Annotated in this window: 24 protein-coding genes and 1 tRNA gene; 19 read left to right on the forward strand and 6 right to left on the reverse strand. The window is 71.3% G+C overall.

Features of this window, described 5'->3' with window-relative positions:
• The first annotated feature begins 206 nt into the window (after positions 1–206).
• From ACFU7Y_RS05810 to ACFU7Y_RS05825, 4 genes are all read left to right on the forward strand, one after another.
• Positions 207–1,097, forward strand: a complete 891-nt coding sequence (locus ACFU7Y_RS05810; RefSeq protein ID WP_224278861.1) for a restriction endonuclease — start codon at positions 207–209, stop codon at positions 1,095–1,097.
• Positions 1,098–1,219: 122 nt separating this feature from the next.
• Positions 1,220–1,420, forward strand: coding sequence for a hypothetical protein (locus ACFU7Y_RS05815; RefSeq protein WP_224278859.1), 201 nt, complete (start codon positions 1,220–1,222; stop codon positions 1,418–1,420).
• A gap of 624 nt (positions 1,421–2,044) precedes the next feature.
• Positions 2,045–2,170, forward strand: a complete 126-nt coding sequence (locus ACFU7Y_RS05820) for a hypothetical protein (protein ID WP_263454824.1) — start codon at positions 2,045–2,047, stop codon at positions 2,168–2,170.
• Positions 2,171–2,228: 58 nt separating this feature from the next.
• Entirely contained in the window at positions 2,229–2,789 is a 561-nt protein-coding gene (locus ACFU7Y_RS05825) for a GIY-YIG nuclease family protein (protein WP_224278857.1), read from the forward strand.
• Here ACFU7Y_RS05825 and ACFU7Y_RS05830 read toward each other — a convergent pair.
• From ACFU7Y_RS05830 to ACFU7Y_RS05845, 4 genes are all read right to left on the reverse strand, one after another.
• Positions 2,740–3,915, reverse strand: a complete 1,176-nt coding sequence (locus ACFU7Y_RS05830) for a hypothetical protein (protein ID WP_224278855.1) — start codon at positions 3,913–3,915, stop codon at positions 2,740–2,742. The genes ACFU7Y_RS05825 and ACFU7Y_RS05830 overlap by 50 nt on opposite strands.
• Positions 3,916–4,434: 519 nt before the next feature.
• Entirely contained in the window at positions 4,435–5,055 is a 621-nt protein-coding gene (locus ACFU7Y_RS05835) for a hypothetical protein (RefSeq protein WP_224278853.1), read from the reverse strand.
• 9 nt (positions 5,056–5,064) lie between these two features.
• Positions 5,065–5,412: a hypothetical protein gene (locus tag ACFU7Y_RS05840; RefSeq protein ID WP_224278852.1), complete on the reverse strand. Its 348-nt coding sequence runs from the start codon at positions 5,410–5,412 to the stop codon at positions 5,065–5,067.
• Positions 5,413–5,557: 145 nt separating this feature from the next.
• Positions 5,558–7,564 (reverse strand): site-specific integrase, encoded by a 2,007-nt coding sequence (locus ACFU7Y_RS05845; RefSeq protein WP_224278843.1) that lies wholly within the window; start codon positions 7,562–7,564, stop codon positions 5,558–5,560.
• A 452-nt stretch (positions 7,565–8,016) separates the two neighbouring features.
• Here ACFU7Y_RS05845 and ACFU7Y_RS05850 point away from each other — a divergent pair, with 452 nt between their 5' ends.
• From ACFU7Y_RS05850 to ACFU7Y_RS05865, 4 genes are all read left to right on the forward strand, one after another.
• A complete protein-coding gene (locus tag ACFU7Y_RS05850; RefSeq protein WP_224278841.1) occupies positions 8,017–8,238 on the forward strand; it encodes a helix-turn-helix domain-containing protein in 222 nt (73 codons plus the stop codon).
• A 72-nt stretch (positions 8,239–8,310) separates the two neighbouring features.
• On the forward strand, positions 8,311–9,465 hold the full coding sequence (locus ACFU7Y_RS05855) for a hypothetical protein (protein ID WP_380766580.1): 1,155 nt from the start codon (positions 8,311–8,313) through the stop codon (positions 9,463–9,465).
• Positions 9,466–9,515: 50 nt separating this feature from the next.
• A complete protein-coding gene (locus tag ACFU7Y_RS05860; RefSeq protein WP_224285359.1) occupies positions 9,516–9,740 on the forward strand; it encodes a hypothetical protein in 225 nt (74 codons plus the stop codon).
• Between the two features lie 69 nt (positions 9,741–9,809).
• The gene (locus ACFU7Y_RS05865) at positions 9,810–11,006 is read left to right on the forward strand and encodes a hypothetical protein (protein WP_380766582.1); all 1,197 of its coding nucleotides are present in this window, start codon (positions 9,810–9,812) and stop codon (positions 11,004–11,006) included.
• On the opposite strand, the gene ACFU7Y_RS05870 is transcribed toward ACFU7Y_RS05865, so the two are convergent.
• Positions 11,000–11,449, reverse strand: a complete 450-nt coding sequence (locus ACFU7Y_RS05870) for a hypothetical protein (protein ID WP_224274995.1) — start codon at positions 11,447–11,449, stop codon at positions 11,000–11,002. The two genes, ACFU7Y_RS05865 and ACFU7Y_RS05870, sit on opposite strands and share 7 nt — an antisense overlap.
• A 184-nt stretch (positions 11,450–11,633) precedes the next feature.
• Here ACFU7Y_RS05870 and ACFU7Y_RS05875 point away from each other — a divergent pair, with 184 nt between their 5' ends.
• From ACFU7Y_RS05875 to ACFU7Y_RS05900, 6 genes are all read left to right on the forward strand, one after another.
• Positions 11,634–13,343: a hypothetical protein gene (locus tag ACFU7Y_RS05875; protein WP_380766584.1), complete on the forward strand. Its 1,710-nt coding sequence runs from the start codon at positions 11,634–11,636 to the stop codon at positions 13,341–13,343.
• A gap of 220 nt (positions 13,344–13,563) precedes the next feature.
• On the forward strand, positions 13,564–15,462 hold the full coding sequence (locus ACFU7Y_RS05880) for a helix-turn-helix domain-containing protein (protein ID WP_380766585.1): 1,899 nt from the start codon (positions 13,564–13,566) through the stop codon (positions 15,460–15,462).
• A 467-nt stretch (positions 15,463–15,929) separates the two neighbouring features.
• On the forward strand, positions 15,930–16,298 hold the full coding sequence (locus ACFU7Y_RS05885) for a hypothetical protein (RefSeq protein ID WP_224274990.1): 369 nt from the start codon (positions 15,930–15,932) through the stop codon (positions 16,296–16,298).
• 26 nt (positions 16,299–16,324) lie between these two features.
• Positions 16,325–16,543, forward strand: coding sequence for a hypothetical protein (locus tag ACFU7Y_RS05890; protein WP_380766586.1), 219 nt, complete (start codon positions 16,325–16,327; stop codon positions 16,541–16,543).
• A 9-nt stretch (positions 16,544–16,552) separates the two neighbouring features.
• A complete protein-coding gene (locus ACFU7Y_RS05895) occupies positions 16,553–18,661 on the forward strand; it encodes a phage portal protein (protein ID WP_380766587.1) in 2,109 nt (702 codons plus the stop codon).
• 9 nt (positions 18,662–18,670) lie between these two features.
• Positions 18,671–18,916, forward strand: a complete 246-nt coding sequence (locus tag ACFU7Y_RS05900; RefSeq protein WP_224274985.1) for a hypothetical protein — start codon at positions 18,671–18,673, stop codon at positions 18,914–18,916.
• A gap of 15 nt (positions 18,917–18,931) precedes the next feature.
• Here the strand turns inward: ACFU7Y_RS05900 and ACFU7Y_RS05905 are convergent, their stop codons facing one another.
• Complete coding sequence (locus tag ACFU7Y_RS05905) at positions 18,932–19,111, reverse strand: hypothetical protein (protein WP_380766589.1); 180 nt, start codon at positions 19,109–19,111, stop codon at positions 18,932–18,934.
• Between the two features lie 111 nt (positions 19,112–19,222).
• Here ACFU7Y_RS05905 and ACFU7Y_RS05910 point away from each other — a divergent pair, with 111 nt between their 5' ends.
• From ACFU7Y_RS05910 to ACFU7Y_RS05930, 5 genes are all read left to right on the forward strand, one after another.
• A complete protein-coding gene (locus ACFU7Y_RS05910) occupies positions 19,223–20,143 on the forward strand; it encodes an Eco29kI family restriction endonuclease (protein WP_224274982.1) in 921 nt (306 codons plus the stop codon).
• 92 nt (positions 20,144–20,235) lie between these two features.
• Positions 20,236–21,261 (forward strand): hypothetical protein, encoded by a 1,026-nt coding sequence (locus ACFU7Y_RS05915; protein WP_224274980.1) that lies wholly within the window; start codon positions 20,236–20,238, stop codon positions 21,259–21,261.
• A gap of 85 nt (positions 21,262–21,346) precedes the next feature.
• The gene (locus tag ACFU7Y_RS05920) at positions 21,347–22,384 is read left to right on the forward strand and encodes a hypothetical protein (protein WP_380766590.1); all 1,038 of its coding nucleotides are present in this window, start codon (positions 21,347–21,349) and stop codon (positions 22,382–22,384) included.
• Positions 22,385–22,451: 67 nt separating this feature from the next.
• Positions 22,452–23,591, forward strand: a complete 1,140-nt coding sequence (locus tag ACFU7Y_RS05925) for an HK97 family phage prohead protease (protein ID WP_380766591.1) — start codon at positions 22,452–22,454, stop codon at positions 23,589–23,591.
• A gap of 49 nt (positions 23,592–23,640) precedes the next feature.
• A tRNA-Met gene (locus ACFU7Y_RS05930) sits at positions 23,641–23,717 on the forward strand.
• Positions 23,718–23,755 lie beyond the last annotated feature (38 nt).

A 23,755-nucleotide genomic window follows, 5' to 3' on the forward strand; every position in this document is an offset into this window, starting at 1 on the left:
GATTGACCAACCGTCAGGGAGGTCGCGGCGAAGATTTTGATAACGATAAGGTCTCGGCATGGATGTGGACTTCGGTCTGGGATTGACATATTGGCAGGTCAGGGCAGTCTGTTGATACTGGGCGCCCTGGCGGATGGGTCAAAGCGTGCTGGATTAGCGTCACGCTTCTATGGCATGCTGGTCTCGCGATTGAGGAGAGGCGTGAGATGGGCAAGCGACCCAGGCCCGGCGAGGCGATGTCTCGACCCGAGCTTCATGATCTGTACGGGGGCAACCGTCAGAGCGGCATCTCGATCTCCGGGCGGGCGGGCATGATCCACCTGTTCTCAGACCCGATCGCGGCCGAGAAGTACGGGCTGGTCGACGGGTTCGACGACGATGGGGCCTACCTCTACACCGGAGCCGGACAGAGGGGCGACCAAACGCTGACCCAGGGCAACAAGGCGCTCCTGACGCACAAAGACGTCGGCCGTGACGTCTACGTGTGGCAGAGGGTGGACCAAACGGCCTGGTGCTGCCTTGGGCAGTTCGAGGTCGACCAGGAGCAGCCCTACATCTCCGATGACGCCATCGATGCCGACGGTGATCTCCGGACAGTGATCGTCTTCCGCCTTCGGCCGGTGGGTGACCCGGTGGTCGCCCCCCCTGTGGCGACCACGCTCCCGGGCATGGAGGACAGCATCGCGGAAGAGATCGCGGTGATCAGAAGCCGGAGTCTCAGCCAGCGAGTGGTCCAGGCGAACCGGGACTCCGAAGCCGGCCTCTCCCGTCGATACCGTGCGCACCTTGAGCGCCTCGGTCACGAGGTCATGCGATACCAGATTCGGCCGCCGGGTGAAGTGCGGCCGTTCACCACCGACCTCTACGACCGAACTGACAACCTACTGGTCGAGTGCAAGCCGAGCCCGACGCGGCAGGCCGTACGGCTGGCGGTCGGCAAGCTTCTCGACTTCCGTCGGTTTCTCTCACCTACGCCGAGGCTCGCCGTCCTCACCGCGTCCAAGCCCCGCCAGGACCTCATCGACCTGTGCAGCTCGATCATGATCGAGGTCATCTGGCCGGATGGGGACGGCACCTTCATCTCAAGCTTCGACTGAGGCCGGGGCGCTGGCCGTGCCGGGCCGAGCCCCGACCCCGTCGTAGAGCGTCGCTCGCAGAGTTCTTCAGGCGCTGCGGGCGATGACTGTCCTGCCCTCTCGTGAACAGGAGCCCTTCCAGTATGTCTGAACCCCCGGACCAGCGGGACAACGTCGCACCCGCCACGACGGCCGGACAAGGCGACAACCCGGTGCGCGCCGTCGTGTACGGCGCCGCGCTGGCGGCTGGCGTACTTCTGGTGATCGTCGGCCACACCACGCCGGTCGAGGCGAGCGGGTTCGTCACCCCGTTCCTCGTCTTCTTCGAACGCCGACGCATGTGAACCGAGGGCCGGGGTGCTCGCAGCAGGGCGCCCCGGCCCCCGCAGTCATCGTTCCGGGCGGCTACGGGGACGGACCGCCAGCCAGGCCGTGGTGGTCGCCGCTGCCACGGCGATCGCTCGGTGGAACGCCTGGTCGAGTTCGGCCAGGCCGTCCCGGGCCCGTACAGCGAGGTCGTGATCTTGCCGCCCTCGTCCAGCCGGACGGCGGCGCAGGCCTCGATGTAGCCGGTCTTGCCGATGCGGCGGGCGAGAGAGGCCAGGACCGGCCCGCGGTCGATCAAGGCGTGGGTGAGGCCGTTGACCGCCGTCCCCACCAGCAGGGGGCCGACCGGCAGCCGGTAGCCGCATGTCCGGGTGACGGTGATCGCGCCGGCCGTCTGTGCGGCACTGTAGGCCAGGACGTGCCGGGCGGCGCAGCGCCGCCCATGGGCGGAAGCGCTCAACGTGCGTTCCCCGGGAAGGGCCGGCTTCTCGGGGGTGACCGGGCTGCCGTCCAGGCGCACGGGGTGGTTGCCGTGGAGGCGCTTGCCGTAGGCATCTTGGCCAGCCTGCGCCCACTGGTCGGCGAGGGGATGGAGCTCGCCGTAGGCGGCGAGAAGCGCCCCGAGGAGTGCGAGGCGGCGGATGGTGGTGTCGCTGTTCATGATGTCCTTCCTGGTCGGGCTGATGGCCCGCGTGGGTGGGAGGTCGAGCGGCTTGGCCTCGCGTGCAGCACTTGGGCCGCTCGCCAACGGCGAGCGGCCCAAGTGAGAATCGTGAACGCTGTTATGAGCGTGACTAGTTGTGGAATGCTGCCGGGATGGCGCCCTTGTCCGAGTCGCAGTACGCAGCCCGGTTCGCGGGGTTCGACATCGACCCCGAGCAGGTGATGGGCCCGCTCGGAACGTGGAGCCGTGAGACGCTGCTGCGCAGGTTCCGCTTCGAAGGAGTGGACTGGGAGTCCGAGGACGTGGTCCTGGCGGCCCTTGTGGAGTGGGGGGCGTTGCGGCGGCTGGGGCCCGTGGCTGAACGGCCCGGGATTCCGGGCACGGACCAGCTCTACGTGTTGTCGTTCGCCGGGGCGACGAGTTCCTTTGTGAAGGTCGGGCGAACCACCGGCTTTGCGGTTCGGCTGCGCCAGCACCGCGCTAAGGCGGAGCGCGGCGGGTACGTGCTGCTCGATGCCTGGGCCTCCGAGCTGGTTGCTGATGCACACCCTTGGGAGCAGGTGGTGCTCGGAGAACTTCGACGCCGGCACCCGGGCGAAAGCAAGGGCGAGTACTTCTACGGCCTCGACTATGGCGAAGCGCTCGCCGTCGTGGATCAGCAGCGGATTCGGGTCACACCTCGTTCGGTCGGGCTCGCGGTATCTCCACGGCGGCCAGCTTGAGGAGGAACGGCGGGGCGAGGCGGCGCATCGTCTCGTGCCCGTCCGAGTCCGTTGTGGCGAGGACGCTGTTGATGGCATCGAGGGTGAACACCAGCTCCACCGCCGACAGCGCCTGCTGACCGGCCGTGGGGGACGGCTCGGCCAGGCCCTTGACCAGGTAGGTCCGGCCGATGCCGAAGAACTGGCCGAGGAACCACTCGAAGCAGGCCGGGCCCGGCTGCTTGGACGCGATCTCTGCTTCGACCGCGAGGCACAGGGATTGGGCCCAGCCCGCGATCTCCCCGGCAGCGGTCCAGCCGGCACGCAGCCGCTCCAGTGGTGCGTCCCGGGCTACCGAGACGACGTGGTTGATGGTGCTGTCGGCTGGTAGCCCCGGCAGCTGGTGCGCTGGCGTGTTCCGGACGGCGATCAGAGGGTCGCGGGGGTCGGTCTCCAGAAGGCGCGCGGTGTACTGCGGGGCTTCTCGGCCGGCCTGGGACCGGGCTATCCGGGCGATCGCGTCGGGTTCGATCCCACGGGGCCCGGCGACGGCCGCGGTGAGGCCGTGGAACAGCAGGCCGGTGTTGTCCAGAGGATCGGCGTCGGCGCGGTCCGGGTCGAATCCGGTGGCGAACTGTCGCAGCTCGGCGAGCGCCGGCAGCTGCTGCATCTGCTTGTCGATCGCCCTGATCCGGCGGTTCACCCCGGTGAGCCGGTGCGCGCCCTGCTGGGCGATCGCGTCGGCCTGATCGCTCACCCACTCCTGGACGTCCCCCTGCTCGGGCATCGGACCGAGCCGCTCGGTGGTCCGCTCTGTCGAGCGGACGACTTGCCGGACGAACGCCTCGCGGACGGTCGCGTCTGGGACGGGGAGTCCTGTCCCGAACGCGCCGAGCGCCAGGTAGAGGGAATCGGCGCCGGGACGGCTGTGCTGGCCGAGCCACACCACCAGGTCGACCATGGCCGGGTCGGCCGCAGAGGCGCTTCCGCCGGCAGGACGACCCGGGAAGGTACGGGCGTTGGCCGGCAACAGGGGGGTGGGCTGGGCGCGCCAGCGTTCGAGCTGGCGGCCGGACACCTTCGTGCCGCGGGCGGCGGCGAGCTGGACCAGCAGCCGGTCGGCCGCGCTGGGCGGGGTTCTCACCATGAGCTCACGCTACTGGCCGGGGGAGCTGGGCGTACCGCGCTGACGCGGTGCGCACTTAACCGGCGCACCTAGAGGTTCAGTACGGACGTAGAACCCCCCGAGGTCTCCCGGGATCCGCGGGTGGGGCACCTGGTCTGCTGTGTGCAGCGGCCCGCACAGGGCGGTCCGCAATCTCGAACGAACGAAGCAAGGAGGCCCGATAGTGGGCAAGTTGAAGGTATCCACCCAAGCCCCGGCGGCCGGCGAAGGCCGACGCAGGGCGGTGGCCAGGCTCGGCCTGCGGCGGTTTTGGTGGGGCATGCTGGGCGGCTCCGGCCACGCGCTTGGTAGCGCCGTGGGTGCGTGGCTGGTGTGGTGGGTGCACAGCAGGTAGAAGGGGCTGGGGCGTAATCGCTCCAGCCCCTTGGGACTCCGGACGGAAGGCTGCGATGTCACGGGGGCCGTGTACGGGCCCGCAGCCACCAGACGTCAACCGGCCAAGCCCGCCAGTAACGGTTGACGGACGTAGCCGGCGGTTTGTCAGACGGAGTCGTACTTCGCTTCTACCGCTTTCTCGTTGAGGCAGAGCATCCGGGTGATCTCGGCCCAGTCGTGGCCGTGGCGGCGGGCGGCGGCGATGGCCAGGCCTGTGGCCGCCTCGACGGCTTCGGCGGCGGCACGCAACTTGTTGAGGGTGGGCAGGGGGTGTTCCTCCGCGTGGTCAAGAAGGGCAGCGATGCGGCGGCGGACGTAGATCTCGGGGTCGTCGGTCGCGCAGGTGCCCTCGTGGAAGACGTGCGCGACGTGGGTCTGCCAGTTGCGTATCTGGTACTCCTTCCATGCCGTGACGGCGGGGCTCGGCACGAACTCGTCCCGCAGGTACCACCAGGGCAACAGCATGTGCGCAGGCCCGTCGGCGCTCCAGGTCGTCACCGGCCGGGGCCCAGTGGGCGGGTCGGCCGCCGGCGGGAGCTCAGGCAGGGCCGGGCCGGGGACGGTGCTGATCCATCCGCAGGTACAGGAGCTGCGCAGCGGGGCACCCACTGCCCCGTGGACGAGCCACCAGTCGATGGCGTTGCCCGGGATCACCAGCTCGCCGTCGGTGAGCTGTAGGCCGTGCTCGATGCGCCGACCGTCGTCGGTTTGCTCGATCCATCCCACAGTGGGCTCCTAGAAGGGCGGTTCGGTCGAATAGGCGCTGGGGTCGGGGGCGGGTGGACGGTGCAGGCGCAGCATCGCCTTGGCCACCGAGTGCCCCGTGCCGGAGCCGATCTTGGCGCCGTCGTGATCGTGCGCGGTGACGATGAAGCACTCCTCGATCGGCTCCTGGGTGACGACGCCGTCTTCGTCGACCGCGCCCGACTGGCCGGGGTCGAATGAGATCCGGACCGTGCCGCCGTCCTGAAGGAACCCGGTGACATCGATGCGCTCGTCCCCCTCGGGCCGGTGCACCAGGTCGATTCGCTGGTAGGGGGGCGGGACAGGGGTATCGGGCATGGTCGGCAACATCTCGGTCATCCCTTCATGGTGGTGACGCCGCTGTTCGCGGAGTCCTTGTGAGCGGAGTCGGTCGCCCGGTCGTGAACGTCGGCGGCGGGTGTACTGCCGGTACACGAGGCCGGGACGAATCGCCTCGGCCCGTGGGGGTTTGGCCTCACGGCCATCACGCCGCGACGACCTCGCCCGGAGACGGGTCATGGTCCTCGGGCGCGCTGCCGGTGCGCAGCTGGGCGGCCTGCTCCAGGGCCTGCTCGAAGGCGCCCTTCACCGCCGCTTCATCGGTGCCGCGGGCCACGACTTCAATGGCGCCGCGCAGGCCGTGGCGCAGCTGTACGGAGCTGACGGCGGCCTGGTCGGTGTACAGGTCGCGCTCGAACTCGAAGCAGGGCTGTCCGGTGAGCGGCAGTTGGTAGATCACCGCGCCGGAGCGCCGGTCGACGCCGGCCACGGCGGAGTGCAGCTGCTGGTGCCGGGGTTGCCGCTCCCACAGCACCCCACGGCCGGACCAGCGGGTGCGCTTCTTCGGCATCGCCGCAGGGCGTTCCCTCAGCCCGGGGTAGCCGTGGGCCAGGAGCTCGTTCCACAGGTCCACGATGGCGTGCGCGTCCTCGGAGTTGGTCATGGCGACCTCGATCCCGCCGAGCACCAGCAGGTACACCAGCGGGGCGCTGGTGCTGCTGCGGGACTTCACCGGGACGAGGGCGGCGGCCTTCTCGGCGTTCTCGCGATCGAGGGACGGCAGCACGGAGGTGTAGGTGTCGGCGGTCAGCACGTACGTGGCGTGGCCGAGCACCTCCTGTACGACCTTGAGGTCCGCGCCGGCGCCGAGCAGCAGGGTGGCCGCGAGGTGCCGCAGGTCGTGCAGGCGTACGGGCGGCAGGCCCAGCTTGGTGCACAGCAGCTCGAACCGGTCGGTGAGGTAGTCCGGGTTGATCTCGGCGCCGTCCTCGCGGACGAAGACCTTGTCGGTGACCGGCCACGGCCGTCCGGTTTCGGCCGCGTCGTGGCGGGCCTCGGCCATGCGGTCGCGGTGGTCCCGCAGTTCCTGGAGAGTGTGGCTGTCGAGGGCGAGCGTGCGCTCGCTGTCGGCCTTCGGCTTCTTCCCGACCGGCTTGCCCTTCACCGTGACCACCTGCCAGTCGACGGTGATGACGGCTGCCTCGAGGTTGGCCTTCGGCCACGCGAAGCCGGCGCCCTCGCCACGGCGCAGCCCTCGGAAGATCGCCAGGTGCCAGAACGCGCGCAGCCAGTCGTGCTCGATGCCGTCGAGGAACTGTCCGGCCTGCTCCGGGGTCCACACCATCACCTTCGACGGCTTCTCGCCGGTGCGCCGCCACTCCTCGACGCGCTCCGGCGTCCACAGCAGGGCCTTCGGCCGCTTGCCGCTGGGGAGGTCGACCAGGCTCGCCCAGTTCCGGCTGACCTGGCCCTTCTTGACCGCCGCCGTGAGGGCGGAGCGCAGGGTGGCGCGGATGCGCTGCATGGTCGCCGGGGCGACGATGCGCATCTGGGCGTGGGGCTCGCGCTTGGGTATCTCCGGCGCGGGCACCGGCGGGGGCGGGGCGTTCCTCTTCGGGCGGCCCGGCTTGCGCCCGTACAGGGCCTTCCACTCGGCGTACTCGGCGCGGGCCTTGGCGATCATCGCGAGCTCGTAGGCGATGATGACGTTGCGGGCCTGGATCGCGTCGAACATGTCGGTGATCGGCTCGGCGGTCAGGTCCTCCAGCTTGATGTGGCCGAGCGCGGGGAGCAGGTAGATCCGGATGTGGCTCTCGTACGAGCTGACGGTCGTCGGCTCCAGGGTCTTGCGGTCCTTCAGCCACTTCATCAGGTACTGGGCCACGGTGGTGCGGTGGTCGATCACCTCGCCGCGCTCGACCTTCGCGATGGCCTTCTTCAGGGCGGCCACGGCGGCGTCCTTGTCCGGGTAGCCGCCCTTGCGATCCCGCTTGGGCTTGCCGTCGGCGCCGGGCTTGAGCTTGAGGTAGTACCACCACGTGCCGTGGGCCTTCTTGCCTTTCAGCTTCTGGCAGCGGGAGCCGAGTTCGCGCATCTTCGGCTTTCCGCTGGCGTCCAGCACGGGCTGCCTGTTGTCGTCCAGGACGGGTTCGCGGCAGGTACAGCGGCGGTACACCGACCCGGGGGTGTCGTTCTTCTCGCGCTCGCTCATCTCTCTCAATCAGGCCTCAGGCCCCAGTGGTTGGGGCGGCGGTCACGGCACGTTCACAGTCACCAAAGCCATGCCGGTCAGGGCACAGGCCGGTACGACGGTGGGGAGTTGGCCGCGACCGTACGGTCGGCAGGGGCGTTGGGTCGCGCCGAGGCTGGACGGGGTCAGCCGCGTGGCCGCCGACATGGACGGGCGTGGACCGGGGTGGACGACGAAGAGGCCGGGACGTCGCCGTCGTACGGTCGTCGCCCTGGTACCGCGCGGTCGAAGACGGCCGGCCCAGGCGGCACGCAATCCCCCGGCAAGACCGCCATTCGCGGCCCGCATACGTGCTGACCTGCACGAATGTGGCCTTCGGTGTACCGGCGCAGCCGGTGCGGCACACACGGGAACTGCCCGCACCGGCCGTGGACGGTGGGACGGTAGGGCCCGGCGCGGGCCACAGTGCGGGCATGACGACGAGCCCCGTTCCCGCCCTTCCCGACCCGCAGGTCCAGCCGACGATGACCGTGCCCGAGGCCGGCCGCATCCTCGGCCTTGAGCGCGCCGCCAGCTACAACGCCGCCCGGCGCGGCGACATCCCGACGATCACCGTCGGCCGCCGCATCCTCGTCCCGACCGCGAAGCTGCGCGTCCTGCTGGGCCTCGACCACACCGCCGACACCGCCGCCTGAGCGCTGCCCTCACCCCCGACCGCCATGCCGGACCGCGGACCCGGCACCCCACCTTGGTAGGAGAACACCGGCATGCCCTGGTTCGCCGTCGGCGACAGCACGGACGACCACCCCAAGATCCTCGCCGCGGGCAACGCGGCCACCGGGTTGTGGGTGCGCTGCGGCGCCTACGCGAGCGCCCACCTGACCGACGGGGTGATCCCCAGGGCGGTCGCGGCGAAGAACGGCACCACCACCCAGATCGCCAAGCTGCTCGCCTCCGGGCTGTGGCACGAGGCCGGGCACGCGTGCGCACGCTGCCCTCAGCCCCGGCGCGGCGACTACGTGATGCACGGCTACCTGGACGCCAACCCCAGCCGGGGCCAGGTCCAGGAGCGGCGCCGGCGCGCGGCCGAGAAGAAGCGCCAGCAGCGCAACCCGCGCAACTCGCCGTCGAACGGCGACGATTCCGCCGACGATCCGGGGCCAAACTGTGCCCCGTCCGGCGAGGACTGCGCAGGCCAGCCGCCCGCGTCCCCCAGGGACGTCCCGCGTCCTCGTATGCGCCCGGCCCCTCCCCGCCCCTCCCGCAGGGAGGGGGCTGGTGTGGGTGGGGAAGGTGCAGGTGGGTGGGGGCCGGCAGCGCGCCGCCACCCCCTGCCCGATGGCTTCTGGCCGGACGCCGCGGCGCTGGCGTGGGCGGCGGCCGACGGCCACCTGGACCGCCTCGGCGGCCCAGCCGGGCTGGCGGCCGTGACAGCGGCGTTCACGGACTGGCACCGAGGCCGCGCCACCCTCGGCGCGGACTGGCAGGCCCTGTGGCGCAAGTGGGTGCGCGAACAGCGGGAGCAGCCCGGACTTCCGTCGCCGGACCGCCCGGCCCGGCCCGGCCGCCGGACGGCACACCGAAGGCCGGCCCCGGCGGCGCACGTGAGCGTCTCGGACCGGCTCGCCTCGATCGAGACCGCGATCGCGCGCGACCAGGAAGCCGAGCCCGCTGCCGACCGGCCGTTGACGCTGCTGCCCGACGTGCCGGGTGGTGGGGCCCGGCCCGCGGGTGCGGCACCGATGCCGGGGCAGCGGCCGCTCATGGCCGCGCTGCCCGGAGGCCGCGCGGCTGATCCTGACCCGCTGGAAGTGCTGGAGGCGATCGCCGGCCACGGCCAGGCCCACGCCGTTGCACTGTTCGGCTGGCGGGCGGTGGCGGCCCTCCTCGTCGGCGACACAGCGGCAGCCGAAGAGGCGTGAGCGTGCTGCCGACGCGAGGCCTCGCCCGGTGCCGCCGGTGCGGTACGGCCGTGCACTGGACCATCACCGCCGCCAGCGCGCGGCTGGCCGTCGACGCGAACCCGAGCGCACTGGGCAACACCGCGGTCTACCGCGACGGCACCGGCACCATCCGCTCGCGAAGGCCGAACGCGGAACTGCCGCTGCTGCCGTACGAGCGGCTGCACCTGCCGCACGCGGCCACCTGCATCGCGCGGTCGCTGGAGAGCAACCCTTCGCGCCGTCGCGCGTCTTGACGGTAGGAGGACGAACCAGCCTGTTCGTTCAGCAGGCCGGTCGAGAGCAGAACGACGGAGGAAGGGCGCGTGGCACAGGAGTACGAGACGGTGCTGGCAGCGCTGCGCCGTTGGGGAAACGTCCGGCCGACCGAGGGGGGCTGGCTGGCGCGCTGCCCCGCGCACGACGACCGGCAGGGCTCCCTGCTGGTGCTTGTGGCCGGGGACGGGCGGGTGGAGCTGGACTGCCTGGCCGACGGGTGCGAGGCGCAGGACATCGCGGCGGCGCTGCGGCTGGGCCCGGAGTACGTGGTGGTCGCTCCGCCGGCGTTCGATGACGGCCCCGGCTGGATCTGGCCCGGGTACGTGCCGTCGGCGGGCTTGAGCCTGATCGACGGCGAGGACGGCGTTAGCGCCTTGGCGGTGGCCTTGGACGTCGCGGTGCGGGCGGCGACGGCGGCGGCCTTGCCCGACGGGCAGCAGCCCCAGGCGGCACGCACCGTGCTGGTGCTCGCATCGCCGCAGACGGCGGACCGGACGGCGGAACTCCTGGCGGCCTGCGGGCCGGGCAGCGAGCGGGTCGAGGTGGCCCCTGTGTTGGGCGGCCGAGGCGGGCGGCGAGGCCTGCGCCTGCCCGGCGACGCCGACGAGATGGAGCACCTCCTGCGCGAGCGTCGGCCTGACCTCGTGGTGGTGGACCTCATGACGGTCTGCCCGTACCGGGTGCCCGTCGAGAAGGCGATGCGGGTGCTCGCGGAACTCGCGCGGCGCGTCGGCACGGCCGTCCTGGCGGTCCGAGACGCCTCGAAGCGCGCGGGATGGTCGTCCACGCGCAGGGCGATGGAGGCGGCGCGGTCCTCGCACGCGGCCGCGGTGCACATGGCCGTCCACGGGGTGGACGGGGCGATGGCGCTGGTGCCGGTGGCCAGCAGCGGGTGGGCGGTCATGGGCGGCTTGCAGTTCCACCAGGCGGGCCGGACCCGGCCTGTGGCGTGGAGCAGCCGCTCCGCGCGCGGCCGCGATGAGGCGATGACCGGCGCGGACCTGTCGCGGCGGCGCCCGGCGAGCACCAGCGCCTACAGGCTCCTGAGCCGCATGCTGGCGGCCGGGCCGGCGCCGGCCCGGGACGTGCTGGCGGCTGCGGCGGCCGTCGGGCTCGCCCCGCGCACGGTGCAGCGGGCGCGGCGCCAGCTCGGGGTGGTGGCGTCGAAGACGGGAGGCGGCTGGGTGCTGTCCCTGCCGGGCCGGGGCTCCTCGGGTAGAGGAGCCCCGGTGTCAGGTCAGTGACTCGGCTGGGGGCCGCGCGGGGTGCTCGGGGTTGGGGAGGGGGCCGAGGTCGGGAGCAGGGTGGCGGTCGGGGACGGGGAGGGGGCCGAGACCGTCGGGGCGGTCACGATCTGCGTGGCGGTGACGGTCACGGTGACGGTCGGGGCGGGCTCGGTGAACGTGGCTGCCGGGGCGGTGACGGTGACCGTGGCGGGCGTCTCGGGCAGGGTGATGGGGGCTGGGTTCGGGGCGTCGGCGGGGGCGGGGCAGACGGCCGCCGGGGAGAGGGCGGCCTGCGGGGCCACGGCGGGGGCGGGCAGCGGCTGTGCCGGGGTGGGGCTGAGGGTCACGGCCGCCGGGTTGGCCGGGGCGGTGGTCGGGCGGGTGCTGATGACCATGCCGGTGGTGAAGGCGGTGGTGAGGGCGAAGGCGGCTGCCGCGTGCCGGGCGGTGATGCGGGCCATGGTTGGTCTCCTTGAGGTTGGGGCCGGGGGTTCGCGGTCCCCGGCTGGCGGTACCAGCCTCGCAGAGAACTTGACTCAGGTCTATAAAAAAGAGCACGGTAAATTTCTCGGGGGCTGCTCGGCGCGACACCCGACCGCAGGTCCGGCACCGTGGCCTGCCGACCGACACGACTAGGAGGGCCACGTGACCAAGCCGCTGCCCGCGGTGCCCGCGCCCCGCCCCGGCAGGCTCGGCCGCGGCCTCTACGCGGACCTCGCCGCCTCGGCACCCGCCGTCCGCCGGTGCTTCTACGCCACCCTCGACACCGGCGACTGGGCGCAGGTCCTCGCAGCGGCCGATGCCGAGGCCGGCGCCCCCTACGCCCTGTGGGCCGACGACCCAGTCGGCTTCGTAGAGGACGTGCTCGGCGAATCCCAGTGGAGCCGCCAGCGGGACATCCTCGAAGCGCTGGTCGACCAGCGCCGCGTCGCCGTCCCGAGCTGCTTCGGCTCCGGCAAGACCCACATCGCCGCCCGCGCCGCCGTCTGGTCCTCCGTCGTCCACCCGCCCGGCACCGCCCTCACCGTCACCACCGCCACCCGGGCCCGCCAGGTCCAGCGCCAGATGTGGCCCCACATCCGCCAGATCGTCGCCCGCGCGGGCCTGCCTGGCGAAGTCGGCGTCGCCCAGTGGAAGATGCCCGACCGCCACGGCTCGGACACCGTGGTCGCCTACGGCTTCAGCGCCCCGCCGCACGACGAGTCCGCCGTCCAGGGCATCCACGCGCCCCGCCTGATGGTCATCGTGGACGAGGCCGGCGGCATCGGCCGGATCATCGGCGCCGCGATGCGCGGCCTGCTCACCGGCGAGCACACCCGCGCCCTGCTGATCGGCAACCCGCCCACCGACGACGAAGGCAGCTGGTTTGAGCAGACCTGCGCCGACCCCGCCGTACGCGTGCTGCCGATCAGCGTCTACGACACCCCGCTGCTGTCCGGTGAACGCACCCGGCGCTGCCGTGCCTGCCCGCCTCAGGCTCCCGCTCACCTGCTCGCCACCCACCTCGTGGACCCCCAGTGGGTGGAAGAGGCCATCCGCGACCACGGCGAGGACGCCCCCTTCGTCCAAGCGAAGGTGCACGCGAGGTTCCCCCGCGGGGGCCAGACCCGCGCCATCCCCTCCTCCTGGGTCGAGCGCGCCAGCGACAACCCCGAACCTGACGGCCCGGACTACGTCGCCCTCAACACCCTCGGCCTGGACGGCGAGACCAGCGCCTACCGGGTGCGGCGCGGCGCCTGGGTCAGGCTCGGCGTCGACGTCGCCGCCGACGGAGGCGACGAGTTCGCCATCGCCCGCTCCGTCGGCGACCTGGTCGAGCTGCGCCACGCCACCGCCGGCCAGGACAACGCGGACGCCGTGGTCGTCGCCGGAGTCGTGCTGCGGGAGATCAAGGCCGCCCAGGGCCTCGCCGCCGCGCTCGGCAGCACCGCCCCCGTGCGCGTCAAGATCGACGGAGTCGGCATCGGCTGGGGCGTCGCCGGGCTGCTGGAAGCCTGGCGGCGCGAAGGCCTCCACCGCGCCGAGATCGTCACCGTGCTGGCCAGCGAGAGCACGGGCCGGGACGACGAGGCCGCGACGCTGCGCCCCTCCAACAAGCGGGACGAGATGTGGCTGGCGATGAGATCGCTGCTGTCGCCCCACGGGCAGGGATCGCTGCGCCTGCGCGTCGACCGCCGCACCCAGGCCCAGATGTCCGCCCCGAAGCTGGAAACCAACTCGGGCGGACGAACCGTCATCGAGTCCAAGCGGTCGATGCGCCGACGTGGCGTCAGCTCGCCCGACCGCGCCGAGGCGGTTCTGTTGGCCCCCTACGAGCCGCACACCGGCCGGCGCCGGGTCCGGGTGATCGCCTGACGAACGGGCGGCATCGACCGGGCTTACGGAAGGAGAATTGGGAGGCAATCTGGCGGTAATGCTTGTCCCAACTATTCCCATTGACAGCGGAGATGGGCCGGGCTTTGATGGCAACTCTTCCGGAGTGCGGGCGTCCGGAACGGCGAAGGGGAGTCGCCGATTTTGGCATGTTCGCGCCCTGGTGATCGAGCATGCGAAATTTCAGTAAGCAGGGGGGATCATGCCATCGCTAAAGCGTCTCACCGGGATGCTCGAATTCGGATTGACGGAATTCCCGGGCACGCTGCCGCACGAACTGGCCCGCACCATCAACTCCGTGTGGCCCGCTTACCCGAGCGACCGGCAGCGGGGGCGAGGCAGCCTCGCCGCGACCCTCGCCGTCGCAGCCCTGGACGACTGGGCCCCGGTCGATCCCGGCTTCGACGAACTTGTGAGCCGTACCGTCGGAGCCGGAGCCGGCGCCCTCGCGGTCGTTTCCAGCACCGGCCACGTGCCAGCAGAGCTTCTTGGTGCCCTGCGGCACCGGCAGACACCGCTGCTCACCCTTCCCGCCACCACCTCGTGGACCGACCTCGCGGAGGCGGTGACCCGCGAGCGCATGACCGACCTGCGCCGGGCCATCGAATGGCGAGACTGGCTGCTCGGACAGGCGCGTCCCACGGCGGACGGCCGGCACACCGGCCGCATCGTGCGGCGGCTGGCCCGCGAGACCGGCGGCAGGGTCGCGCTGATCGGCCGGGACGGCGCCGTCGTCGCCATGGCGCCGCAGCGCTCGGCGAGCAAATTCGCAGCAGTCGCCGACAAGATCCAGCAGATCGCGGCGGGAGCCCTTGAGTCGGCCGCCCTGGAGAGCGACGGTGCCGAGATCCGCCTCGTTGCCGTCGGCAACACCCGGCCGCGCGCCGTGCTGGCCGTCGCCAGGAACTCCCCGTTCGACCCCGCGCTCACCCAGATCACCACCCGCACCGCCGACCTGCTCTCCCTCCACCTCGCAGTCGAGGACGCCGACACCACGATCCAGAACCACCAAGCCGCAGCGACGGCGCTGCACGTCGCCATCCTGGAACTGCTGCTGACGGGCGAGGTGCCCAAAGCCCGCCGTACGGCCGCCCAGGTCCACCCCGGCCTGCTTGACGCAGCAGCCGTACGGGTCTACATCCTGGAGACCCGTCCCAGCGAGCGCGACGAGCTGTACGCCGAGTGCCGGCGCATCCTCGACCGGCTCTGCCTGGTCGCGCCGTGCCCGGCCTACGAAGAGCACCTGGTCATCGTCGCCCCGCAGCCGTGCACTTCCACGGAGACCGACGACGAGGTGAGCGCCGCGTTGCGCGAGCTGGTCGCCCTGCGCCCCTACCGGCACCTCGGAGCCAGCGGGCTTCGGCTGATCACCGAGACCGACCGGTCCCACCGGCACGCCCTCAGGGCCCTCACCAGCGCCCGCATCAACCGCAGCAGGACTGCGCTCTTCAACTCCCAGGGGCGCCTGCCCGAGCTGCTCAACCAGTTGCACCCGGGCTGGGCCACCGCCGTGCTGCACCCGCTTCTCCAGCAGGAGGAAGCGGATCGTGACGTGCTGCTCCAGGCACTCACGCTCACGCTCCAGTCGTCCGTACGGGCGGCCGCCGAACTCACCGGCGCCCACCGCAACACCATCGCCAGCCGGGTGCGCTCCGCGGCGGGCATCCTGGGAGTCAACCTCGAATACATTCGCGACCGGGCCTTGGTGGCGGCCGCGCTGGACGCCCTCTTCCTGGATGAGCGGGCAGGCGAGGCGGCACACGGCGGGCTTGTCGACCTCCAGGGCCTCATGGCCAGCCCCGAAGTCCACGCCTGGAAAGCCGAGTTCCTTCATGTGCTCGTGGAGGACCTGATTGACATCCTGCGGGCGTGGGTGCTGGCCGACGGCGACACCGCCCGCGTAGCCGACGTCCTCGGGATTCACGCGCAGACCGTCCGTAAGCGGCTGCGGATCGCGGGCCGCTTCCTCCAGCGGGATCTGCTCGGGCAGTCCGCCGACGTGTACGACGTTGTGCTCGCGATCTCCGCCGAGTTCAACCTCCCGCTCCCGTTGCCGCTAGCCCGACACCCACGGCTGACTACCGCCGGTGACGAGTCATAGCCGTCAGTGTTCGCTGTGCAGCGGTGATACGCCAACTGTGCATTGAGCAGATTCCGCATCGGCCGCTCACCATCTACGGTCGACTAAGGGGGGAATCCCCGAATCCGCAACTATCAGAATGGGGGGAGAAGCTTGCGCACCCATGCCGGGCCGTGGACGAGCCAGCACGTAAATCTGATTTGGACTCAACTTACCGTTGTGCGCCACTCAGTTTGTCCGGGGCGTATCAGGCACAGCGGCGCGCCGGACACCCGTATGTCGGGGAGCCGGGTGGGGGCGCTGAGGCCACGGTGATCGAAGACAACGGGCCAGCCTGCCAAGGCTGATGCCACCGCCCCTTCGGGCAACGCCCCGAAGGCCACATGCGAGACGGGGCCACCGGCACCACGGGGCCCATGTACACGAAGAACAACCGCTGCTGCCGCCGGCGCCCACCCACAGGGCGCCGCTGGCGAGGGGAGTGCAGCTTGAACGCCGAAAGCACGCCGACCGACGACACCAACGCCGACCTCCACGAGTGGGTGATCGCCGCCTACGTCCCCGTGGACACGCAGGGCGCAGCCTACGCGCGCCGCCGCGGTGTCTACCGCGTCCCGGCCAAGACCAAGATCCGCTCCGCCGACGTGATGTGCATCCGCTGCCGCAGGCCCTACGACGAGGTCAGCGAAAGCCCGTGCGCCGGCTCCGACCCGATGCTGCACGGTGGCCCCATCGGCACCCGCAAGCGCCGTCCCGTCCCCGAGAACCCGCACCAAGTCGCCGCGGCCGCGAACTTCCGCAAGCCGGATCCCAGGGACCCTGGCAACCGGATGCGGGAGCAGCCGCCGGGACGCTAGGCACCGAAGTGCCTAGCCTGCCTGCCGTGACCATACCCAGCAGGCACCAGCCCCATCTGACGGACGACGTCGCGCACCTGACTGCACGCCGGGTGCGCGACGTCGTCGCCGTCGTCCTGCTCGTTCTCGGCGTCATCGGCCTCAACGCGGCCGCCTACGCCACCGACCCCCGCCTCGGCCTCGCCTGCACCAGCCTGCTCGCGCTCGCGGTCGCCGCCGTCCTCGGCCACCACACCGAGCAGTAGGAGGAATCGATGCCCCGCCACCGCTGGCTCCCCACCCTGCGACGTCCCGCGCCGGCCATCAAGTCCGGGCCGGAGTACACGATCGGCTGGACGCCCGCAGGCGTGGACCGGGCCCGTCCGTGGTCCGTCGAGCGCGCGGTGCGCGACGGCATGGAGCGGGCCGTGTGGATCTACAAGGCGGTCGACACGATCTCCAACCACGCCGCGGACAGGCCGCTTCGGGTCCGCCCACGCAGCGGCACCTCCGACGAGCCGATGCCTCCCCACGACGCGCACCCGCTCTACCGCGCGATGAACATCCGGTCCAACCCGGCCGAGGGCGCGTGGACCTTCAAGAAGCGCGCCAGCATGCAGCTCCTGCTGTCCAAGCGCGGGGTGTTCCTCGAGCCGACGTTCTCACGCGGAGGTGACCTGCTGCGGATCGACCTGCTGCCACCGGGCCGAACCCGGCCGGTACCGTCCACCGGCGCCGACCTCATCTCGCACTTCGAGACCGTTACGATCACCGGTGAGCTGCGCCGCCTCGACGTCGACCAGGTGCGGTGGATCCGTAACCCCCACCCGCTCGACCCCTACTCCGGCATCACTCCGCTGGAAGCCGCCGGCCTGTCCGCCGACCTTGACTTCTTCACCCGCCACTACAACCTGTCGTTCGTCAACAACGATGCCAGGCCCGGCGGCGTGATCGGCATCGACGGCGACATGGACGACGACGAACTGCGCCTGCTGCGCGCCAGGTTCGGCACCGGGCCGTCTGCGGCCGGCTCCTGGACGGTGCTGAACGGCGGCAACGTCACCGTCACGGACACCTCCGTCACACCCCGGGACATGGCCTACGAGACCGTCGCCGCCCTGTCCAAGATCGAGCTGCTTGCCGCGTTCGGCGTTCCGGAGTCCCAGCTCGGTAACGCCTCGGGCAGGACGTTCGACAACGCCCGCGCCGAGAAGACGACGTTCTGGGAGATCACCATGCCGCCGCACCTGCGGCTGATCGCCGACGCCTTCCAGGACGACGCCGGGGACGACAACGAGGTCTACTTCGACACCTCCGACATCGACGTGCTGCGCGAACCCCGCACCAAACGCCTGTCCGAAGCCCGAGAGGAAGTCGCCGCCGGCGTCCGCTCGATCCGCTCCTACGCCGAACTCGCCGGATACGCCGACGAGATCGATGACACCCCCGAGACCCGGGCCCTGTGGCTGGCCTCCGGCCGGACCGCCCTACCCGCCCGCGCGGCAGATGCCCCGGCCGTTGACACCACGACACCACTCCCGGCGCCGGCCACAGGCAAAACCCTGACACCCGCCTCCGACCTCGTCCTGGACGAGACCGCGGCCGACTCCCTCCGAGGCCGCCTGGACGACGCCCTCCAGACGCTTACCACCCGCTGGACGGAACGCACCATCGCCCGGCTCAACTCCCCCCGGCACCGCAAGGGCACCCGGCACTGGGACGACCGAGGCGACACCACCGCCCGCACTGGCGTCAAGGGCCTGCCCGTCGACCAGGTGATTGACGTCGCCACTTGGCAGCAGGAGGCCGCCCAGGCCCTCCAGCCCCTCATCGAACAGGCCGCCACCACGGCCGCGACCGAGCTCCACACCGCCCTCGGGTCGACCGGCACCGCCACCGCCACCGTCTGGCCCACGATCGCCCCGCTGCTCACCACCTGGCTCGCCAAGCAGGCCCAGGCCCTCGCCGACGACGTGGCCGGCGCCGACCGGGAGGGCAAGAGCCTGGCGGGCATCGCCGAGGCCACCCGCGGCTGGGGCCGCTCCCTCGCGGGCTGGGCGAGCGTCAAGGCGAGCCACCTCGCCACCGCCACCGTCGAGAGCGCCCGAGACCAGGCCGCCGCCGCCAGCGCCCGCACCGGCCTCGTCCGCCGCTGGGTCGCCCACCATGACGGCCGGACCAGGCCCGACCACGACGCGGCCGACGGCCAGACCCAGCCCTACGGCCAGCCTTTCACCATCGGCGACGACCTGCTGCGCCACCCCGGTGACACCACCGCCCCACCCGGGCAGGCCGTCGGCTGCCGCTGCCGCCTCGCTTGGACGAACGCTGACCACCCGCCCCGGCCGACGGGCCGCGACCACCCCGCCCGTACCCCCGTGTGAGGATGAAGCATGACCACCGGAACGCCGCCCAGCGACCGCCAGCAGCTCAACGAGGACTGGCTGCGCAGCCGGCGCTGGGACATCCGCTACCCGAACGGCGAGCCCGTCACCACGCTCGACGGACTCGCCCAGGTACTCCGCGTCGACCGGCAGGGAGCCGCCCGGCGGGTCCTGGCCCAGCCCTTCGGCAAGGCCGCGCCAGCCAGCCTGCGGCAAGAGGCGGAGTCGCTGCCCGGTGCTGAACGCAGTCGGTAGCCGGGTCTCCGCTCGTTACTTCACCCAAAGGACGGCCAGGTAGGCGGCGCCGAGGGCGAGTGTGGCTCCAGCGGCGGCAGCGCCGCGCTCGACTGCTTCGGGGAAGGAACGGGTGCGCCAGTAGCGGAGCAGGCCGCTGGTGAGAGCAACGACGAGGCTCGCCAGAGCGATGGTCACGAACACGAGGGCCCGCATGGCCGCCCTTCCTGGAGAATTGGGAGAGTGTGAAGCACGCCAGCGTTCAGCGTATGTTCAATCCGCCGGATTGAACGCAACTGTACACCTGAGAGTCGAGGAGTGAGTCCCGTGGGTGACCAGAGTGGTCGGCAGCAACTGAGTGACGCCCTCGCCGACTTGCTCGCTCAGTCACGGAAGACCAAGGCGCAGGTGGCCAGCGAAGGAAACCTGTCCCGAACGACGGTCTCGGCGGCGTTCAGCCCTGACAGCCCGCCTCCGTCTGACCGAACCCTTGAGGTGCTCGCGGAAACCTTGAACGCCGACCCTGCCCCGCTGCGGAACCTTCTTGCGATCGCCCGCAACGAGGAAGCAGTACAACCACGATCCGTGGCCGCCGAGACTCTCCGGATCGGCGAGCCGGTGCACCGGATCGCCCGGGAGCCGGCGGACCCGCGCTTGCGCGAGTACAACTTCGACCCGCTGCGCCCCGAGAACCTGGTACACAGCGTCGTCGAGAGGCTCCGCTCGGTCGAGGCCGGCAGCCTCGTAAAGGCCGCTTCATGGGCGCGGGACTCGGGGATCTACGCGATCTACTACATCGGTGCTCACGAGCTCTACGCCCCGGTTTCCGGAACTCCGGTTCCGCTGTACGTGGGCGGTGTTCAGAAGGGGTCGGGGTCGGTGCCGATGAACGCATACCTCAAGCCCCCCGCGGTGAGCGTGCGACTCGATGAGCACTGCCGAACCCTCGACCAGAGCCGGAACCTCGACCCGATGGACTTCTGTGTCCGAGTGCTGTTCATTGACGACCTCTTCATTGCGCCAGCAGTGGCTGAGCTGACATCGGAGTTCAAGCCGGTGTGGAACACGACCCTTGAGGGTTTCAACCTCCGTCATCCGGGGCGGTCCAGGATTCAGCACGCTGCCCGACCGAAGTGGCATGAACTGCACGCTGGTCCTGACTCCTGGGCAGCCGAGATGCGATCGAAGCGGACCCCTGACGAACTAGAGAACGAGGTCCGCCAGCACTTCGCAGCCTGGCTTCGTTGACACAGGCGTCCCCACGGTGAGCACACCGCGACGGTAGGCAGTTCTCCTGCGATCGTGCCGGTTCGACCTGCGCACAATCACCAGGAGTTCGAGTGGCCCTCCCCGCAGCTCGTGAAGTGCGCCTACGCCTGCGCTGGAAGACCGAGCCGTTCCGCGAGGACCTGCACCCGCGGGACGGCCGAGGCCGGTTCGCGTACGGCCCTGGCATGGGGCTGAACCCGCTGTTGGAGCGCATCAGGGCGGCCGCGAGCCGGCCGTCCAGGGCGCCGCGCTCCGAGCCCCGCTTCGATGAGGAGCAGCACGGCCTGGTGTTCCGCGACGGGCAGGGCGAGCGCGTCGCCAAGGCGTACAAGGCGAATGTGGTGGAGGGGATCACCCGCGACCTGCGGGACATGCCGGACGAGACGTTGCTGCTGGAGCCCGACCGGGCCTGGCTCGACAAGGTGCGCTCGGGGCAGGTGCACGCGTACGAGGACCACGCGACCGGTATCGCCAACTCCGTCCGGCCGGGCGACTCCCCGGCGGACGCGTCCTGGACTCCCGTCGACGCGGACCGGGCACGCGAGCTCCTGCGCCGCGACGCCGTCAACCAGGTGGTCGCCACCTGGGCGATGACCTCCAACGACGAAGACCCCGGAGCCCTCGCCCTCCAGGAGACCGCACGGGATGCCTTCGGCCTCCACCCGGCCGCCGACTGGCCCAGCACCGACCAGCTCGCGCGGGAGACCGCCAACCAGCGGTCCGCCCTCGGCACCGGCCATGCGGCGATCCTGACGGCGATGTGGGAACGCACCCAGAACCACCTGGTCGAAGCCCAACTCGGCTCCCTGACCGTGTGGCGCGGCGTGGCCACCTCCGACGGGCGGCCACCCGCGGGCTGGACGGTCGACGGCAGCACCCTCACCGACCCGCTGCTGCGCCCGCTCTCCGCGTTCTCCCTCGACCCGGACGTAGCCCACGGCTTCGCCACGGACGAGGGACCCGGCTTCGTGATGAGCGCGATCGTGCCCGCGGAACGGGTGATCGCGACGCCGGCCACGGGGCTCGGATGCCTGGACGAGTCGGAGGTTGTCATCCTGGCGGGCCCCGGCACCTGGCACTGGCAGGCCGCGGAGTAGCCCCGTACCGCTCGGCGCGACACCACCCCCGGTCCGGTGCCACGCTGCCGCCGTCCTGATCCCCAGCAGAAGGCGGTGTGGTGCGGTGCACGCCTTCCCCACCGTCACCCTGCGGCTGCGCCGCAAGAACCGGCTCTGGGACGAGGCCCGGCACGCGCGTGACCTCCAAGGCCGCTTCGCCCACCACCCGGGCGCCAGCCGAGCTGGCCTCCCGGGCACCCTCGCCGACGACCACGCGGTGAGCCAGGGAGACCTGCTCGGGAAACGGGGGAGGTCCCCCGCGAAGCTCAAGGCCGCCATGTGCGACTCGCTCGCCAAGAAGATGAGCGACGTCCCCGACGAGCAGCTGCTGTCCGACCGTCAGCGCGACCGCCTCGCCCGGGTCCGTTCCGGAGACCTCGCCGCGTACCGGCCGGAGTCCGGGGCCAACGGCTACGCCGACTACGTCGACCAAGCCGACCTCGACAGCGGCGCCCGCCGCGAGCCCTGGGGCTACGTGAGGATGGGCGCCGAGGAGTACCGGGACTTCGCCCGCGCCGAGGCCGTCTCCCACCTCGTCGCCGGGTGGGCGGCGACCTCCAACGACCACGACGCGAACGCCCTCGCCCTCCAGGAGGCCGCCGGCCGGACCTTCAACCTCACCGACACCATGGCCTGGGAGCACGGGGACGCCGACCTCGACGCCGAAACCGCCCAGGCCCTGGCCGAAGACGGCCCCGTGCTGCACGCTTTCCTCACCGCCATGTGGGAGAACACCCAGGCGCACTTCGCCGACCTCGGCGTCACCCACGTCACCGTCCACCGCGGCTTCACCGGCGGCTACGACGACACCCACGTCAGCGAGATCGACGGCCAGGGCACGGTCACGGACCTGCCCCTGCGCCCGCTGTCGTCCTTCACCACCGAAGAACACGTCGCCACCGCGTTCGCCACGCACGGCGGCGAGGTCCACGTCGGCTACACGATCAGCGGCGACGTGCCCATCACCCGCATCCTGGCCGTCCCGGGGACCGGCATTGGCTGCCTGGACGAGTCCGAGATCGTCATCCTCGCCGGCCCCGGCGACTGGCACGTCCAGCAGGTCTACGCCGAGACCGGCGACGACAACTGGTACGACGAGTAGAACGAGACCCAAGCCCGCCGTCCGCCTACCGTGACCGCCACCAACCCAGCGAACCGGGAGCGAGACGGTGGCACCGACCCCCAGCAGCACGCTGGACCACAAGCAGGCGATGCTCGGCGTGCTGGAGACCGACGACGACCAGGGCACCTTCACCACGCTCGTGTCGATCACCGGGCTGCGCGACCACGACGGCGACGTGATCGAGCCCGGCGCCTACGCCCGCACCCTCGCGGAGATCACGCCGAAGGGCGTGTGGTCGCACGACTGGAACGTGTGGACCGCCCGCACCGAACACACCGAGGAGCTGCTGCCCGGCGACGACCGACTGCCCGCCGCCCTGCCGAACGGCCAGCCCTGGCCCGCCGAGGCCGGCGCGCTCCTCGTCAAGGGCCGCTGCAACCTGGCCACCCAGGCCGGGAAGGACATGTACGCCAACCTGCTGTTCTTCGGCGACCAGGTGCAGTGGTCGATCGGCTACCAGGTCCGAACGGCCAAACGCTCCAAAGGGGTTCGCCGCATCACCGACCTCGACCTGTACGAGTACAGCCCGGTGCTGTTCGGCGCGAACCCCTACACCTCAACCCTCGACCTCAAGCAGCACAAGGCCCGCGGGGTCCTGGGCGACACCCAGGTGGAACTGGCACCGCTGGCCGGCACGCTGGAGGAGCGGATCGACGCCATCGCCTCCGCCGTGGAGCAACGCCTGCGCCCCACCGAAGACGACCGCCTCGAGTTCGGCACGGTGGAGATCATCGGCACCTACCCGGACCGGGTCATCGCGACCATCTGGAGGTACACCGAGGACGGCTTCGGCTCCAGCAGCTGGGAGGTCCCGTACACGCTCTCCGGCGACGGCGTTCCGACCGTCGGCCAGCCCAGCCCCGTGCGCCTGGTCCTCGACGTCGAAGGAACCGGTCCCGACGCGGCACTGGCCGCCCTGGCACCCGACGTCGAACGGGTCGCCTCCCAGATGAAGACCCTCGCGGCCCTCCAGCACAAGGCAGGGCGGGTCCTCTCCGGCGAGAACGCCGACCGCCTGGCCTCCGCCGTGCAGCACCTGGTCGCCGTGCTCACAGCGGCCGGCATCGACTGGCAGCCGCCCGAGCCGCCGGCTGATGAGGGCAAGGCTCTGGCCACGGCGGTGATCGAACCGGGCGAGATCAGCGCGGCCCTCGCCCTGTTCGCGGACGCGCGGACCACCAGCTGACCATCGGGTTTGTGATCACCCGCTTGTGCCGTAGAGTCGGGCCTACCGACGCGGGGTGGAGCAGCTCGGTAGCTCGCTGGGCTCATAACCCAGAGGTCGCAGGTTCAAATCCTGTCCCCGCTACCACGTACGCCGAAGGGGCGGACACACGATGTGTGTCCGCC

This window comes from Kitasatospora sp. NPDC057542 (assembly GCF_042801945.1).
In the GTDB taxonomy this organism is placed as follows: Bacteria; Actinomycetota; Actinomycetes; order Streptomycetales; family Streptomycetaceae; genus Kitasatospora.

Bases quoted from the DNA above. Each gene is read 5' to 3' on its own strand.
- ACFU7Y_RS05815 (WP_224278859.1), top strand. From the start codon at position 1,220: ATGTCTGAACCCCCGGACCAGCGGGACAACGTCGCACCCGCCACGACG.
- ACFU7Y_RS05830 (WP_224278855.1), bottom strand. From the start codon at position 3,915: ATGGTGAGAACCCCGCCCAGCGCGGCCGACCGGCTGCTGGTCCAGCTC.
- ACFU7Y_RS05900 (WP_224274985.1), top strand. From the start codon at position 18,671: ATGACCACCGGAACGCCGCCCAGCGACCGCCAGCAGCTCAACGAGGAC.
- ACFU7Y_RS05855 (WP_380766580.1), top strand. From the start codon at position 8,311: ATGCCCTGGTTCGCCGTCGGCGACAGCACGGACGACCACCCCAAGATC.
- ACFU7Y_RS05810 (WP_224278861.1), top strand. From the start codon at position 207: ATGGGCAAGCGACCCAGGCCCGGCGAGGCGATGTCTCGACCCGAGCTT.
- ACFU7Y_RS05840 (WP_224278852.1), bottom strand. From the start codon at position 5,412: ATGACCGAGATGTTGCCGACCATGCCCGATACCCCTGTCCCGCCCCCC.
- ACFU7Y_RS05880 (WP_380766585.1), top strand. From the start codon at position 13,564: ATGCCATCGCTAAAGCGTCTCACCGGGATGCTCGAATTCGGATTGACG.
- ACFU7Y_RS05895 (WP_380766587.1), top strand. From the start codon at position 16,553: ATGCCCCGCCACCGCTGGCTCCCCACCCTGCGACGTCCCGCGCCGGCC.
- ACFU7Y_RS05850 (WP_224278841.1), top strand. From the start codon at position 8,017: ATGACGACGAGCCCCGTTCCCGCCCTTCCCGACCCGCAGGTCCAGCCG.
- ACFU7Y_RS05845 (WP_224278843.1), bottom strand. From the start codon at position 7,564: ATGAGCGAGCGCGAGAAGAACGACACCCCCGGGTCGGTGTACCGCCGC.
- ACFU7Y_RS05820 (WP_263454824.1), top strand. From the start codon at position 2,045: ATGGTGGTGTCGCTGTTCATGATGTCCTTCCTGGTCGGGCTGATGGCC.
- ACFU7Y_RS05905 (WP_380766589.1), bottom strand. From the start codon at position 19,111: ATGCGGGCCCTCGTGTTCGTGACCATCGCTCTGGCGAGCCTCGTCGTT.
- ACFU7Y_RS05870 (WP_224274995.1), bottom strand. From the start codon at position 11,449: ATGGCCCGCATCACCGCCCGGCACGCGGCAGCCGCCTTCGCCCTCACC.